The organism is Kingella bonacorsii, from assembly GCF_016623605.1.
In the GTDB taxonomy this organism is placed as follows: Bacteria; Pseudomonadota; Gammaproteobacteria; order Burkholderiales; family Neisseriaceae; genus Kingella_B; species Kingella_B oralis.
Window position 1 is genome coordinate 198,095 of record NZ_JAEHNZ010000001.1, and the last position, 13,079, is coordinate 211,173.

General features: G+C 53.1%; 14 protein-coding genes. 1 reads left to right on the forward strand and 13 read right to left on the reverse strand.

From position 1 onward, the window contains the following. Positions 1-4 precede the first annotated feature (4 nt). The 13 genes from JDW22_RS01035 to dapC form a co-directional block, all read right to left on the reverse strand. Positions 5-1,057: a substrate-binding domain-containing protein gene (locus tag JDW22_RS01035; RefSeq protein ID WP_003796209.1), complete on the reverse strand. Its 1,053-nt coding sequence runs from the start codon at positions 1,055-1,057 to the stop codon at positions 5-7. Positions 1,058-1,296: 239 nt separating this feature from the next. Next, positions 1,297-1,524, reverse strand: coding sequence for a hypothetical protein (locus tag JDW22_RS01040; RefSeq protein ID WP_200521025.1), 228 nt, complete (start codon positions 1,522-1,524; stop codon positions 1,297-1,299). A 29-nt stretch (positions 1,525-1,553) separates the two neighbouring features. Next, positions 1,554-1,979 (reverse strand): hypothetical protein, encoded by a 426-nt coding sequence (locus tag JDW22_RS01045; protein ID WP_200521027.1) that lies wholly within the window; start codon positions 1,977-1,979, stop codon positions 1,554-1,556. Then, positions 1,976-2,695, reverse strand: a complete 720-nt coding sequence (gene rnc / locus JDW22_RS01050; RefSeq protein ID WP_200521028.1) for a ribonuclease III — start codon at positions 2,693-2,695, stop codon at positions 1,976-1,978. Before rnc ends, JDW22_RS01045 begins: the two co-directional genes overlap by 4 nt. Positions 2,696-2,886: 191 nt before the next feature. Beyond that, positions 2,887-3,534: a hypothetical protein gene (locus JDW22_RS01055; protein WP_200521030.1), complete on the reverse strand. Its 648-nt coding sequence runs from the start codon at positions 3,532-3,534 to the stop codon at positions 2,887-2,889. Further along, on the reverse strand, positions 3,528-4,151 hold the full coding sequence (recR, locus tag JDW22_RS01060; protein WP_200521043.1) for a recombination mediator RecR: 624 nt from the start codon (positions 4,149-4,151) through the stop codon (positions 3,528-3,530). The genes JDW22_RS01055 and recR overlap by 7 nt, the downstream gene beginning before the upstream one ends. A 107-nt stretch (positions 4,152-4,258) precedes the next feature. Continuing rightward, positions 4,259-4,825: a dCTP deaminase gene (dcd, locus tag JDW22_RS01065; RefSeq protein ID WP_200521045.1), complete on the reverse strand. Its 567-nt coding sequence runs from the start codon at positions 4,823-4,825 to the stop codon at positions 4,259-4,261. 165 nt (positions 4,826-4,990) lie between these two features. Continuing rightward, the gene (locus JDW22_RS01070; RefSeq protein WP_200521047.1) at positions 4,991-5,896 is read right to left on the reverse strand and encodes a recombination-associated protein RdgC; all 906 of its coding nucleotides are present in this window, start codon (positions 5,894-5,896) and stop codon (positions 4,991-4,993) included. A gap of 140 nt (positions 5,897-6,036) precedes the next feature. Then, on the reverse strand, positions 6,037-6,840 hold the full coding sequence (cysE, locus tag JDW22_RS01075; RefSeq protein WP_200521048.1) for a serine O-acetyltransferase: 804 nt from the start codon (positions 6,838-6,840) through the stop codon (positions 6,037-6,039). Between the two features lie 385 nt (positions 6,841-7,225). Beyond that, positions 7,226-9,004, reverse strand: coding sequence for a dihydrolipoyl dehydrogenase (gene lpdA / locus JDW22_RS01080; RefSeq protein ID WP_200521050.1), 1,779 nt, complete (start codon positions 9,002-9,004; stop codon positions 7,226-7,228). Positions 9,005-9,169: 165 nt separating this feature from the next. Further along, positions 9,170-9,937, reverse strand: coding sequence for a ferredoxin--NADP reductase (locus JDW22_RS01085; protein ID WP_200521052.1), 768 nt, complete (start codon positions 9,935-9,937; stop codon positions 9,170-9,172). Between the two features lie 142 nt (positions 9,938-10,079). Next, positions 10,080-10,664 (reverse strand): hypothetical protein, encoded by a 585-nt coding sequence (locus JDW22_RS01090; protein WP_200521054.1) that lies wholly within the window; start codon positions 10,662-10,664, stop codon positions 10,080-10,082. Between the two features lie 81 nt (positions 10,665-10,745). Beyond that, a complete protein-coding gene (gene dapC / locus JDW22_RS01095; RefSeq protein WP_200521062.1) occupies positions 10,746-11,933 on the reverse strand; it encodes a succinyldiaminopimelate transaminase in 1,188 nt (395 codons plus the stop codon). Between the two features lie 425 nt (positions 11,934-12,358). Here dapC and nrdG point away from each other — a divergent pair, with 425 nt between their 5' ends. Further along, positions 12,359-12,868 (forward strand): anaerobic ribonucleoside-triphosphate reductase activating protein, encoded by a 510-nt coding sequence (gene nrdG / locus JDW22_RS01100; protein WP_200521064.1) that lies wholly within the window; start codon positions 12,359-12,361, stop codon positions 12,866-12,868. The last annotated feature ends 211 nt before the right edge of the window (positions 12,869-13,079 follow it).

The window sequence follows — 13,079 nt, forward strand, 5'->3', positions numbered from 1 at the left end:
ATCCTTATTTTAAGAATTCATCGACGTTTTTCGCGCTAATCCCCACAAACGGCGGATAAATGGTGCGCTCTTCCATACGATACGATGTAGGCAAGCCTTCCAGCGGCGGTTTGCCTAAGCCCAAATTGGCGGCAACGCGCACGGCATCATGCGCCCATTGTTGGTAGTCGCCGCGTGCTGTGCCTGCCAGCAAGCCTGATTTCACGGCGCGTAAACCCACTTCGCCGCCGTCCGAGCCGTAAACAGGGATGTTGATGCCACGTTTTTTGAGTTCGTTGGCGATGGCGATGGCGGTGTCGTCGTTGTTGGTTAAGATGACTTCCACTTTGGAAAAGTTGGGATTTGCCAGCCATGCTTCTAAGTTTTTCAAGCCCAGCGCGGGGTCAAAGTTGGCGTAGGAAACCATAACTTCGCTCACGGGGCGGGCTAACTCGGGGTAGCTAGACATGGTGGCAACCGCCCAGTCGGAGCGGTCGCGAGTAAATTCTGTGCCTTGCGTGGCTTTCATAAAGGCGTATTGAATGGTGCCATCGCCGTTTTTATCCATGGCGGGGTTGTCTTTAAACGCTTGGGCAACCAGCAAGCCTTGCACCACGCCTGCGGTCATATCATCGCCGCGCAAGTCGTAATCCAGCGGGCAATCGGCAAGGGCGCGTTTGTCGGGCGATGCACCAAAAAACACCACGGGGATTTTTTTGGCGCATAGGTCTTTCATCAACGGGATAACGGCTTGGTTGTTGGCAATATTGAGCACGATGGCTTTGGCATCGGCAGCCGATTGCCCAATTTGTTGGATTTGCGCGTCTTGGTTGGGGGCTTGTTCTATTTTGAGTTTGACGGTGGGATAGTCTTTGCCTGCGGCGAGCACGCCTGCATTCATCAGCTTTTGGAACTCCAAGCTATCGGGCTTATCCACGGAATTGACGGTGATTTTGACTTCTTGGCTAATGGGCGCGGACGCTTCGCCATAGCCAGGTTTGCGCCGCTCGGCGACATCGTTGTTGCACGCGGTAAGCAGGGCGAGCATGAGCAGCGTGGTAAGCGTTTTTTTCTGCATAACAGTTTCTTCCTTTAAGAATGCCGTTGAGATGGGCTTTCTGTGAAAACATGATGTTCCCTGTTTCGCAGGAAGTCTATTTTTGGCTGATGGTGCTGCACAAACTGCCAAAAAATGCGCGACGGCATGATGGGTTGTAGGATGTTTTATGGCGAATAAAACGGAGCTGGGCTTGTAAATGGCACTATATCCCATTTCCCTTGATTCTGTTAAGTGATGTAAGCAAATTTTGTGCTAAATCATGCATTTTGTGAAGATTTGGAAACATTTGTTTGGAGCAGGGTGGATTGAGTGAAGGGAGGCAGCCTGAAAATGGGGGATGATGGTGTGGAGTTTTTCAGGCTGCCTTGGTTGTGGAGAAAGATAAGGCAGCCTGAAAACAGATTCTGCAATGTTTTCAGGCTGCCTTTATGCGTGATGTTTAGGCAGCCTGAAAACAAAAACCCCGTATTCGTGTTGATATGCATACGGGGTGGCTGCCATTTAACATCTGTCATCAAAACGTATCATCCAGCGGCGCAATTTGCCAATGTTTAAGCAATTTGTTGAGCTGGCGCACTTTGCGTTGGCGGATGGCGCGTGCAAGCACAACGGGGGCGTTGAGGGCGAAACGGCGGCGGGCAAAGCCGATGTCGATGACTTCGTACACCAGCATTTCGTTGTGTTCAAAGTGGATTTCGCCTGTGTTGGCGAGGATGCCGCGCCGCGTGCTTTGGTAGCTGCCGTCGGGCTGTTGTTGATAGTGGCCGGCATCGCACCAGATGTGAAAGAGGGGGTCGTTTTGGGCGTTGGCGGGAACGGGGATGCGCAGTTCGGGGTAGCGGCGTTGGGCATCTTTGGCGTTGAGCCACAGGCAAAATAGGAAGAAGCTGCCGCCGAATGCGCCGCCGATGATTGCGCCGAGTAGGAGGGGTGTGGTCATTTTTTGGGCTTACGAAAGTGGGATTGTTGGTTGAGCCATTGGATGGCTTGTTGGGCGCAATCTTGCTCGGCGGCGCGGCGGCTGTGGGCTTGGGCGTAGGTGATTTTGCCGAGTTGCCCGAGATCGCAGGATACGTCAAATAGGGCGGTGTTGCCTTCGCCTGTTTGTTTTTCTATGCGGTATTTGGGCAGGGGGAGGTGTTTGGCTTGCAGCATTTCTTGCAGTTGGGTTTTGGGGTCTTTGGCTTGGGTGTGGGTGTTGAGTTGTTGGATGCGGTGGGCGAACAGGCGTTGCACGGCGGCTTCGGCGGTGGCGAAGTCGGCATCAAAGCTGATGGCGGCGAGCAGGGCTTCTACGGCATCGGCGAGGATGGAGGGGCGGTCGTTGCCGCCGCTTTTGAGTTCGCCCGTGCCGAGGTATAGGGCGTTGCCAATGTGCAGTTCGCGGGCGATTTCGGCGAGGGTGGCTTCTTTGACGAGCTGGGCGCGCAGGGGCGAGAGACGGCCTTCGGGGAGCTTGGGGAAGGCGTGGTAGAGCATTTTGGCGATGGCGTAGTCTAGGATGCTGTCGCCGATGAATTCCAAGCGTTCGTTGTTTTGCGCGTGGTAGCTGCGGTGGGTGAGGGCTTGTTGCAACAGGGCGGGGTTTTTGAAGGTGTAGCCGAGCTGCTTTTGCAGGTGGGCAAGGTGTTGCTGGCGGGGGGAGGCGGTGGTCATGGTGTAATGGATGGTGTGGATGGTGAGGCAGCCTGAAAACGGGGGGCTGGCGATTAGGGGGAATGGTTTTGGCTTCGCTGAAACTTGTTTACTTGTTTTGGCTTTGCCGGAACTTGTTTACCTGTTTTGGCTTCGCTAAAACAGGCTTCGCTCGTTTTCAGGCTGCCTTTGGGGTAATAAAAAAGGCTGGGCTAGAATTTTTTAAATTCCCACACGCTGCCGTCTGCATGGAAACTTAGATAATAGCGTGCACCGTCGGCATCGATTTGGGCGGTGTGCCACATGAGCTTTTGCTGTTTGGGCAGCCAGACGAGGGCGACGTGGTAGGCTTGGGTTTCTACGGCGTTCACGCTTTGGGCTTTTTGCTGCCACGCTTGGGCGATGTCGGCGGCTTGGGCGAAGTCTGTTTGGGCGAGGGGTACGAGATGGCCGGCGGGGTTTTTATTGGGCTCGGGGTCGGTGCCGACGGGGGTGGGCGTCCATTTGCCGTTTTCATAGGTGTAGTACAAGACGTTTTCAGGCTGCTTGGGGTCTTGCAGGTCAATTTCTATGCGGGGGCGCGTGCCGTCAAAAAAGTTGATTTGTTCGTAGATTTGGATGGGCGTGCCTTGCAGCTCGGGCAGTTGGGTGAGCGCTTGCTGGGCGGCGCGCAGGACGGCTTTGTCGCGCAGTATCCATTGCGGCGTTTCAGGCTGCGTTTGTGCTTGTTCCAGCACAACGGGCGTGGAGGCGGAGGCAGCCTGAAAAAGGGTGGGGCGGCTGCTTGGGGCGTGGACAACGGGGGTATCCAGCAGCGGCAGCACAAACGGGATGATGAGGGCGAGCAGCCAAGCTAGCATGGGGTGTCCTTTTTTTCTTGCAGCAGTTGCCGTTCGTACACGGCTTGGGCGAGCGTGCCTGCGTCCACATATTCCAGCTCGCTGCCCAGCGGCATACCGCGTGCCAAGCGGCTGATTTTATAGGGTTGTTCTTTGAGCAACTCGGTGAGCACATAAGCGGTGGCATCGCCTTCGGCGGTGAACGAGGTGGCGATGATGATTTCTTGCACGGGGCTGTTTGCCAAGCGTTCTATCAGTTTTTCCAGCGCAACATGGCTTAAATCCATATTTTGCGTGGGGTTCACGCTGCCCATCAGCACAAAATACAAGCCGTCGTGGCAATGGGCGGCTTCCATCGCGGCAACATCGGCGGGCATGTGCACAATCATTAGGCGCGTGGGGTCGCGTTTTTCATCGGCGCAGATGGGGCATTCATCGCCCTCGCAAAAGGTGTTGCATTGGCGGCAGTTGGCAACTTGTTGCAAGGCGCGTTCTAAGGCGGCAAGCAGTTCGGCTGCGCCGTCGCGGTTTTGTTGCAACAGGGTGTGCGCCATGCGTTGCGCAGTTTTCGCGCCCACGTTGGGGAAAATGCGCAGGGCTTGGATAAGGGCGGTGTAAGCGTCTTTGGGCTGTGGCATGGTTTCAGGCTGCCTTTAACAGGTGGATGGGGTGGCGAAGCTGAGGCAGCCTGAAAACGGATGAACGAAGCGAAAAATGGTTTTCAGCCTGCCTCAACGCAAGCGCATCACGCCTTGGGCAAGGTAACGCCCGTTTGCCCCATGTATTTGCCGTTGCGGTCTTTGTACGAGGTTTCGCACATTTCGTCGCTTTCAAAAAACAGCACCTGTGCCACGCCTTCGCCGGCGTAGATTTTGGCGGGCAGCGGGGTGGTGTTGGAAAATTCCAGCGTAACGTAGCCTTCCCATTCCGGCTCGAATGGGGTTACGTTCACGATGATGCCGCAGCGGGCGTAGGTGGATTTGCCGAGGCACACGGTGAGCACATTGCGCGGGATGCGGAAATATTCCACCGTGCGCGCGAGGGCGAATGAGTTGGGCGGGATGATGCAGCAGTCGTCTTCCACGGTTACGAAATTCTTGGGGTCAAAGTTTTTCGGGTCGACGATGGTGCTGTTGATGTTGGTGAAGATTTTGAATTCGTTGGCGCAGCGGATGTCGTAGCCGTAGCTGGACGTGCCGTAGGAGATGATTTTTTTGCCGTCGGCTTCTTTGATTTGGCGCGGCTCAAACGGGTCTATCATGCCGTGCTGTTCTGCCATGCGGCGTATCCATTTGTCTGATTTGATGGACATTTTTTATCCTTTGCGGTTAAGACATACAGTTATCAAATTGAATGCGGATTGGCTTGCCCTGTTGTTTCATGTTTTCACGGTGAAATCCCGTTAAGATTGAGCAAGCGTGATTGTAATGTTTTCAGGCTGCCTTTGCCATTTGGAATGGATGAGGCAGCCTGAAAATTATCCTTGTTTTTGCCAGCCGCCCAAATAGCCCGCCAGCTCGCTAATCATGTTGCCAATGCTTTCTGCCATCAGGATTTGGCTGGCGAAAGCAAGGCTGGCGGCATCGTCGCCGTGTTGTTCGGCTTCTTCTTGCAACACATCCAAATATTGAATGCGTTTAAGGGCAAAGTTGGCATCCAGCACAAAGGCGATTTGCTCGCGCCACACCAAGCCCAGCTGGGTTACGGTTTTGCCGTCTTTTAAATGCTGCACCACTTCGGGCGCGGTTAAATCTTGCTTGGCGATTTTAATCACGGGGGCGACATCGCCGCTGCCTTTGATTTCGCAATTGTCGTCCAGCTCAAAGCCGCCTTGGCACGCGCCTTGCAGCAGCCATTCGGTCATCAGGCTGCCGGGGGATTGTTGGGTTTGCGGCAGGCGCGCTTCCAAGCCGCCGAGTGCTTCGCGCAGCTTGGCGAGCAGGTTTTCGGCTTTGTTGGCATTGGCGTTGTTAATCAGCAAATAGCCGTGTTTGGTGTCGCAAACGGCTTGGATGCGGCTGCTGCGGGTGAACGCGCGGGGGAGCAGGTCGTCGGTGATTTGCTCTTTGAGTTCCTGTTTTTCTTTACGCCCCACGCTGCGGGCTTCGGCGTTTTGGATTTCGGCGACTTTGTCGTCCAAAATTTCGCGAATCACGCTGGCGGGCAGCACTTTTTCGGCTTTTTTCAGCGCGATAGACCATGTGAAATCGGCAGGGAATACCAGCTCGGGGCTGAAACCGTGCGGCGCGGCAAAGCCTTCGCTAAACCAATCCAGCCCTGTAATCGGGGCGAATTCGGCTTCGCTGAGTTTGGCGGTGAGCGTGTCTAAATCGGGCAGGGTTTCAAGATTGATGGGGTAGAAATTGAGTTGTTTGAACCACATGGTTTGTGTTTTTCTCGTATGGCTTGAAAGGGCGGCGATTATAGCATTTGGGCAGCCTGAAAAGCGAAAACGGCAGGTTTCAGGCTGCCTTTGCGTGACAACAAACGCACCAAGGCGTTTTCAGGCTGCCTATATGATGTCTATATGATGAAGGTATAGTCGTCGGTATTAAACGATTGTTCCATGTCTTCGGCGGGTACATTGTGCGATGCGCCCACGGTTTTGGCAGGCACGCCGACCACGGTAGTTTGCGCGTCCACATCGCGGATGACCACGCTGCCCGCGCCGATTTTGGCGCAATGCCCGATACGGATGTTGCCGAGTATGGATGCGTTTGCGCCTATCATCACGCCGTCGCCCACTTTGGGATGGCGGTCGCCGCTTTGTTTGCCCGAACCGCCCAGCGTTACGCCGTGCAGCAGGGAAATGTCGTTGCCCAACACGGCGGTTTCGCCGATAACGATGCCCGTGCCGTGGTCAAACATGATGCCATGCCCGAACACGGCAGCGGGGTGGATGTCCACGCCAAATACTTCGCTGGCGCGGTTTTGCAGAAAATAGGCAAGGGTTTGGCGGTTGTTGTTCCACAGCCAATGGTTGATGCGGTGCGATTGGATGGCGTGGTAGCCTTTGAAATAGAGCAGGGGCAGGCAATATTGGTCGCAGGCGGGGTCGCGGTCGTAGCACGCGGTAACGTCGGCAACGGCGGCTTCTACGATGTCGGGGCTGCTTTCTAACACGCGCATAAAGGTTTCGTATAGGGCGCGCGCATCCATGGTGCTGCTGGATAGTTTGCTGGATAGATGGAAGGCGAGCACGCGGGCGAAGCTGTCGTGGCGCAATACGGTGAGGTGCAAAAAGCTGGCGAGCATGGGCTCGGATTGCGCGGCTTGGGCGACTTCTTGGCAGATGGCTTGCCATAGGGTGTGTTGGTTGATAGGCATGATGGCGGGGGAATGAAAAAAGCGGAATGGTACGTTGTTTTGCGGGATTGATAAAGGCGTTTCAGGCTGCCTTTTGCGGGAGGAACGGATAAGGCAGTCTGAAAAATGGGTTTTCAGGCTGCCTAAAGGTTCAGCAAATCATGTTCTATGGGCATCGGATGCGCGTTAATTTCCAACGTGGCTTCACACAAGGCGAGGTTAAAGCGAAACACTACATCAGGCATCTCGCGCCCGCTTCATGCTTAGCTTACTAAGCAATACAGCTCACACGGCATGGCGTTTCCTTTTTGTTCAATTCATCAGCAAAATCGGCACAAAAAGGCAGCCTGAAAACGCTGTTTGCGGTTTTCAGGCTGCCTCATTACGCATTTAACAACTCAAACGCTTATTTTTTCTTTTTTTGCGGTGGCAAGTCGGTGCAAGTACCGTTTGCCACTTCGGCCGCCATGCCGATGGATTCACCCAAGGTTGGGTGCGGGTGGATGGTGCTGCCAATATCCACCGCATCGCAGCCCATTTCAATCGCCAGGCAGATTTCGCCAATCATATCGCCCGCGTGCGTGCCTACAATGCCGCCGCCGATAATCAGGCCGGTTTCCGCATCAAAAATCAGTTTGGTGAAGCCTTCGTCGCGGCCGTTGGCAATGGCGCGACCCGAAGCCGCCCAAGGGAACACCGATTTGGTGATTTTGATGCCGTCGCGTTTGGCGATTTCTTCGGTAACGCCCACCCAAGCCACTTCGGGGTCGGTGTACGCCACGCCCGGAATCACGCGCGCGTCAAAGTAGGCTTTGTGCCCTGCGCAGTTTTCGGCGGCAACGTGTGCTTCGTGAACCGCTTTGTGCGCCAACATGGGTTGTCCCACCACGTCGCCGATGGCGTAGATGTGTGGCATGTTGGTGCGTTGTTGTTTGTCCACTTCAATAAAGCCGCGTTCGGTTACTGCCACGCCTGCTTTTTCGGCGGAGCAAAGTTTGCCGTTGGGTGCGCGACCTGCGGCAACCAACACCAAGTCGTAGCGTTGTGGCTCTTTGGGCGCTTTTTCGCCTTCAAAGGTAACGTAGATGCCATCTTCTTTGGCTTCAACGGCAACGGTTTTGGTGCCAGTCATGATGTTGTCAAAGCGATGGGCGTTCATTTTTTCCCATACTTTTTCCAAGTCGCGATCCGCGCCTTGCATCAAGCCGTCCATCATTTCTACCACGTCTAAACGCGCGCCCAGCGTGCTGTAAACAGTACCCATTTCCAAGCCGATGATGCCGCCGCCGATAATCAGCATGCGTTCAGGCACTTGGCGCAATTCCAAAGCGCCAGTTGAATCCACAATGCGTGGGTCTTCGGGGATAAACGGCAGTTTCACCACACGGCTGCCCACGGCGATAATCGCATTTTTGAAGGCAACGGTTTTTTTCTCGCCTGTTTGCGTGGCTTGTTCGTATTGAGCTGATTCGGTTAAAGCCACTTCAATATGGTTCGCGCCCACAAATTGACCATTACCGCGAATGATGTCCACTTTGCGCGCTTTTGCCATGCCCGCCAAGCCGCCTGTTAATTTGGCAATCACTTTTTCTTTGTAGCTACGCAAGCCGTTGATGTCAATTTCAGGCTCGTTGAATTTGATGCCGTTGGCAGCAAGGTGTTTCACTTCGTCGATTACGGCTGCGTTGTGCAACAGTGCTTTGGATGGAATGCAACCCACGTTCAAGCATACGCCGCCTAATGTGCTGTATTGCTCAATCAGGGCAACTTTCAAGCCTTCATCGGCTGCGGCAAAGGCAGCAGAGTAGCCGCCAGGACCGCCACCCAATACCACTACATCGTATTCGGCATCAGCAGAGCCTGCAAATTGTGCGGCTTGGGGCGCAGGTGCTGCGGCTTTGGGTGCTTCGGCAGCGGGGGCAGCAGCTTTGGGCGCTTCGGCTGCGCCTGCGGCTTCCACCACAGCAATCACGCCGCCTTCTGAAATTTTGTCGCCCACTTTAACTTTAACTTCTTTCACTACGCCTGCGGTTTCGGCGGGCACATCCATGGTGGCTTTGTCTGTTTCCAAAGTAATCAAAGTTTGTTCCAGGGCAACGGTGTCGCCTGCTTTGATTTCCACGGCGATGATGTCCACATTTTCGTGTCCGCCAATATCGGGCACTTTCAGCTCAACTAAACTCATACTAAACCTTCCTTATCATGGTTTATCGTGTTTACAAAATGATTCAGGCGGCAGCCTGAAAGAAAATGACGGGGCGCATTATACGCTATTTATGGGCGATGGGTGGGCTCGGATTGGTTGATGCGTGTCAATTTTAGGCAGCCGTGCCGCTGGCGGGCGGGGGTTCTAAAAACCGTTTTCCATCATGATTTGCCCGGGGATTTTGTTGCGGTGCATGGCGAAGCCTTGGTCTAGCAGGGCTTTGAATGTGTCTTGCACCATGGCGGGGTTGCCGCAGAGCATGAAGCGGCTGCGTTCTTTGCTGAACGTGAGTTGGAATGCTTGGCTTAAACTGCCGTTGCGCAGGCTTTCAGGCAGCCTGAAATGCAGCCGTTCGCGGTCGGTTTCGCGCGTGGTGATGGGCACAAAACGCAGTTTGTGGTGATACTCGCCCACCAGCGGATGCTCGGCAAGCTGGGCGATGTGGTCGTTAAAAATCAAATCGTTGTTGTGCGATACGCTGTGGGCAAGGGCGAGCGTGTCAAAGCGTTGCCAGATTTCAGGCTGCTGAATAATGGAAAGAAACGGCGCAATGCCCGAGCCTGTGCACAGCATGATTAAATCGTCGCCATCGGGAAAACGCTCGGGCAGGAAAAAGCCTTGCGCGGTTTTGTCTAACAGGATGCTGTCGCCCGCTTGCATGGCGGCGAGCTTGGCAGACATTTCGCCATCGGGAATTAAAATGGCAAAAAATTCCAGCGTATCGGCGTATTCGGCGGATGTGATGGAATAGGCGCGCCAAATGAAGCCTGCGCCTTGGGTGAAGCCGAGGCGGGCGAACTGCCCTGCGGCGAAGCGGTAGCTTTCGGGGCGGGTGGTGGCGAAGGTGATGTGGGTGGGGCTATGGTGTTTTATCCACAGGATTTGTTCGGTGGTGTATTTATTTTCTTGCATGATGTGTGATCTTTGGTGAATAGGCAGCCTGAAAATGGGGTAGGGCGGTTTTCAGGCTGCCTTAGTTAGAAAAAAGTGTTATTACATCCAATGTTATTTATAATTTAATAGCATATACTTGGAAATCTGAATTATATTATGTTTAAAATCTACGAAGCGTTACGGGTAGAAATTCATTTGATAAGGTTGTTTGTTGTGTACTCTTGAATTCCAAATGTAATTCATCATATCTTTTTTCTACTGTAAAAGACATTTCTAGCTTACGCCCATTTAATTCGGGAATAACATCATTAAATACAAAATCTACTTTGTTTCCATGCTGCTTTACGCTTTGTAAAAATGGAAAATCTTTTACGTCAGGTAGAACCAGCTTAATTTTAGCGGGATTAACAGAAAGATTTTGTTGAGGAGTGCGTTCATTGATTGAAATAATTAACGCCGTAATTCTCGATTGTATTACGTATTGAACACAGCTTTCAGGTTGGTATAAATCCTGAAAATGTGGGTGTTGTTCTGTAACATTCATGGTGCGTAATGTTGCTAACAAACTTAGTTCGCAAACTTTTCTAATATTACGATCACCTGGATATTGCTCTTTGATGCGCTCAGTCTCTTGTACTAGTGCATCAGCTGATTCAATATCAAATTGAGCCATAGCTGATAGCGGCATGAGAGTGCTCAGCACAGTTAATAGTTTAACAAAAGATAAAATGGATTGTTTTTTCATAAATTACTCGGCTTATTTAAATAGGTTTAATAACTATATTTTCAGGCTGTCTCATTCGTGATAGGCAGCCTGAAAACGCTTTTACGCCTGATAACAAGCCACCATCCGCTGCGCTGCTTCCACGCATTTTTCTATTTCGTCCACCAAGGCAATGCGAACATAGCCCTTGCCGGGGTTGCCGTGTTCCGTGTCGCGAGCGAAAAATCTGCCGGGTAATACTTGCACACCCGTTGCGCGGTAGAGTTCCTGCGTGAAGCGCAAATCGTCGCCATCTGGGATGGGCAGCCAAATGTAGAACGAGGCTTGCGGCATGGTTACGTTGAATTTTTGCCGCAAAATTGGCACCACGCGGTCAAATTTTTGCTGATAGGCGCGGCGGTTGGCTTCAACATGGGCTTCATCGTTCCAAGCGGCGATGCTGGCGCGTTGCACGGGCAAACTCATCGCGCTGCCGTGGTAGGTGCGATAGAGCAAAAACGGTTTGAGCAATTTTTCATCGCCTGCCACAAAGCCCGAGCGCAAACCGGGCGCGTTGGAGCGTTTGGATAGGCTGGTAAACATGATGATGTTGTCAAACGTGCGCCCCAACTCGGCGGCGGCTTGCAGGCAGCCGATGGGTTTGTGTCCGTCAAAATAGATTTCGGCATAGCATTCATCGGAAGCAATGATAAAGCCGTATTTATCTTGCAATTCAAATAATTGCGCCCAATCATCGCGCGTTAGTACGCTGCCTGTGGGGTTATCGGGCGAGCACACGAATACGATTTTGCAACGCGCCCATTTTTCGGCGGGCACGCTGCCCCAATCGGGCAAAAAACGCGGCGCGACGGTGTTGGCGTACACAATTTCGCCGTTGCCCAAAATCGTCGCGCCTTCGTAGATTTGGTAAAACGGATTGGGCGACACCACAACGGGCTTTTCGCTGGCAACAGGGTCAAGCGCGGCTTGCACAAAGGAAAACAACGCCTCGCGGCTGCCCAATATCGGCAAAATTTGCGTGTCGGGGTTCAACGTTAAGCCATCGTAACGGCGATGCAGCCAATTGGCGCAGGCTTGGCGCAGCTCGGGCAAGCCCAGCGCGGCGGGATATTTGGACAGCTCGGGCAGCGCGGCAATCAGCGCATCGGTGAGCACGGGCGGCGTGGGATGTTTGGGCTCGCCGATATAAAGCGGGATTTCGCTGATGCCATCGGGTGGCGCAATGCCTTGCATGGCTTCGCGCAGGCGGGCGAATGGATAGGGGTGAAGTTGATTGAGATGGCTGTTCATGGGTTATCCTTGTGGTTTGGGCAGCGTGGGATGGTGTTTTAGGTTGCGGCGTTTCAGGTTGCATCAAAAGAGACGGCATTATAAAGCGTTTTCGCTGTGCGGCTCTACTTCGCAGGGCAGGCAGCCTGAAAACCCGTTTGCATTGTTTGTAAATAAATCGCTTGATAAACAATATATTGTGCTTGCTTGCTCTACAATAGAATGAACCCGCCATCCGCCATTTGGCAGTCTGAAAATGAAAATGCGCGACGCAAATTTGTTTTCCATATTTTCCGCAACTTAGCAAACATTCGTAATTTACGAATGTTTAAATTTGATGTGCGTCAATTTTTGTAACCGCGATTAGGCATAAACTTCGTTCCGTTTTCACCCTAAACCGATTGGCTTTTAGGGCAATTTTTTACCTTGCTCTATTGGTTATTTTTATGAATACAATTTGGCTTCACTATGAAAACGCGTCGAAAACGCCGCCGCTGCGTTTTACGCGCGAAGAAATTGTGTGGCAGGAAGTGCCCAATGAGGTGTCGCTGGCGTTTTTGTTTTCAGGCTGCCCTTTGCGCTGCGTGGGCTGCCACAGCGCGGATTCTTGGAAGGCGGGGTTGGGTGCGGATTTGTCGGTGGATTATTTGCGCGAGCGGTTGCGGCGGTATGCGGGTTTGCTCACTTGCGTATTGTTTTTGGGCGGCGAATGGCAGCCTGAAAACTTGTTGGCACTGCTGCGGGTGGCGCGTGATGAATTTGGCTTGAAAACGTGTTTATACACGGGCTTAGAATGGGGGGAAGTGCCGCCGATGCTGTTGCCTGAGCTGTCGTTTTTGAAAACGGGGCGGTGGCTGCCCGAGCGCGGTGGGCTGGATAATCCGAATACCAATCAGCGTTTTGTGGATTTGGAAACGGGGGCGGATTTAACGTCTTCGTTTTGGCGGCGGCAATAGATGTTGCTGCGCTGGGTGGTGTTTTCAGGCTGCCTTAGCGGGATGATTGCAACGGCGCGAAATGTGGCATGAGGCAGCCTGAAAACGGGCGCACGGCAAACGCGCAGCACAACAAACTGCCAACAATAACGTTTTCAGGCTGCCTCAATCGGGTAAACAAGCCCGCCATACCATCACAACAAAAACAGTTTTCCCTGCTGCAGTTCTTTTC

Excerpts from the sequence above, each read along its gene's own strand:
- cysE (WP_200521048.1), bottom strand. The coding sequence starts at position 6,840 with ATGCCTATCAACCAACACACCCTATGGCAAGCCATCTGCCAAGAAGTC.
- JDW22_RS01040 (WP_200521025.1), bottom strand. The coding sequence starts at position 1,524 with ATGCATATCAACACGAATACGGGGTTTTTGTTTTCAGGCTGCCTAAAC.
- JDW22_RS01055 (WP_200521030.1), bottom strand. The coding sequence starts at position 3,534 with ATGCTAGCTTGGCTGCTCGCCCTCATCATCCCGTTTGTGCTGCCGCTG.
- dapC (WP_200521062.1), bottom strand. The coding sequence starts at position 11,933 with ATGAACAGCCATCTCAATCAACTTCACCCCTATCCATTCGCCCGCCTG.
- JDW22_RS01070 (WP_200521047.1), bottom strand. The coding sequence starts at position 5,896 with ATGTGGTTCAAACAACTCAATTTCTACCCCATCAATCTTGAAACCCTG.
- JDW22_RS01085 (WP_200521052.1), bottom strand. The coding sequence starts at position 9,937 with ATGCAAGAAAATAAATACACCACCGAACAAATCCTGTGGATAAAACAC.
- JDW22_RS01045 (WP_200521027.1), bottom strand. The coding sequence starts at position 1,979 with ATGACCACACCCCTCCTACTCGGCGCAATCATCGGCGGCGCATTCGGC.
- rnc (WP_200521028.1), bottom strand. The coding sequence starts at position 2,695 with ATGACCACCGCCTCCCCCCGCCAGCAACACCTTGCCCACCTGCAAAAG.
- JDW22_RS01035 (WP_003796209.1), bottom strand. The coding sequence starts at position 1,057 with ATGCAGAAAAAAACGCTTACCACGCTGCTCATGCTCGCCCTGCTTACC.
- nrdG (WP_200521064.1), top strand. The coding sequence starts at position 12,359 with ATGAATACAATTTGGCTTCACTATGAAAACGCGTCGAAAACGCCGCCG.
- JDW22_RS01090 (WP_200521054.1), bottom strand. The coding sequence starts at position 10,664 with ATGAAAAAACAATCCATTTTATCTTTTGTTAAACTATTAACTGTGCTG.
- lpdA (WP_200521050.1), bottom strand. The coding sequence starts at position 9,004 with ATGAGTTTAGTTGAGCTGAAAGTGCCCGATATTGGCGGACACGAAAAT.
- dcd (WP_200521045.1), bottom strand. The coding sequence starts at position 4,825 with ATGTCCATCAAATCAGACAAATGGATACGCCGCATGGCAGAACAGCAC.
- recR (WP_200521043.1), bottom strand. The coding sequence starts at position 4,151 with ATGCCACAGCCCAAAGACGCTTACACCGCCCTTATCCAAGCCCTGCGC.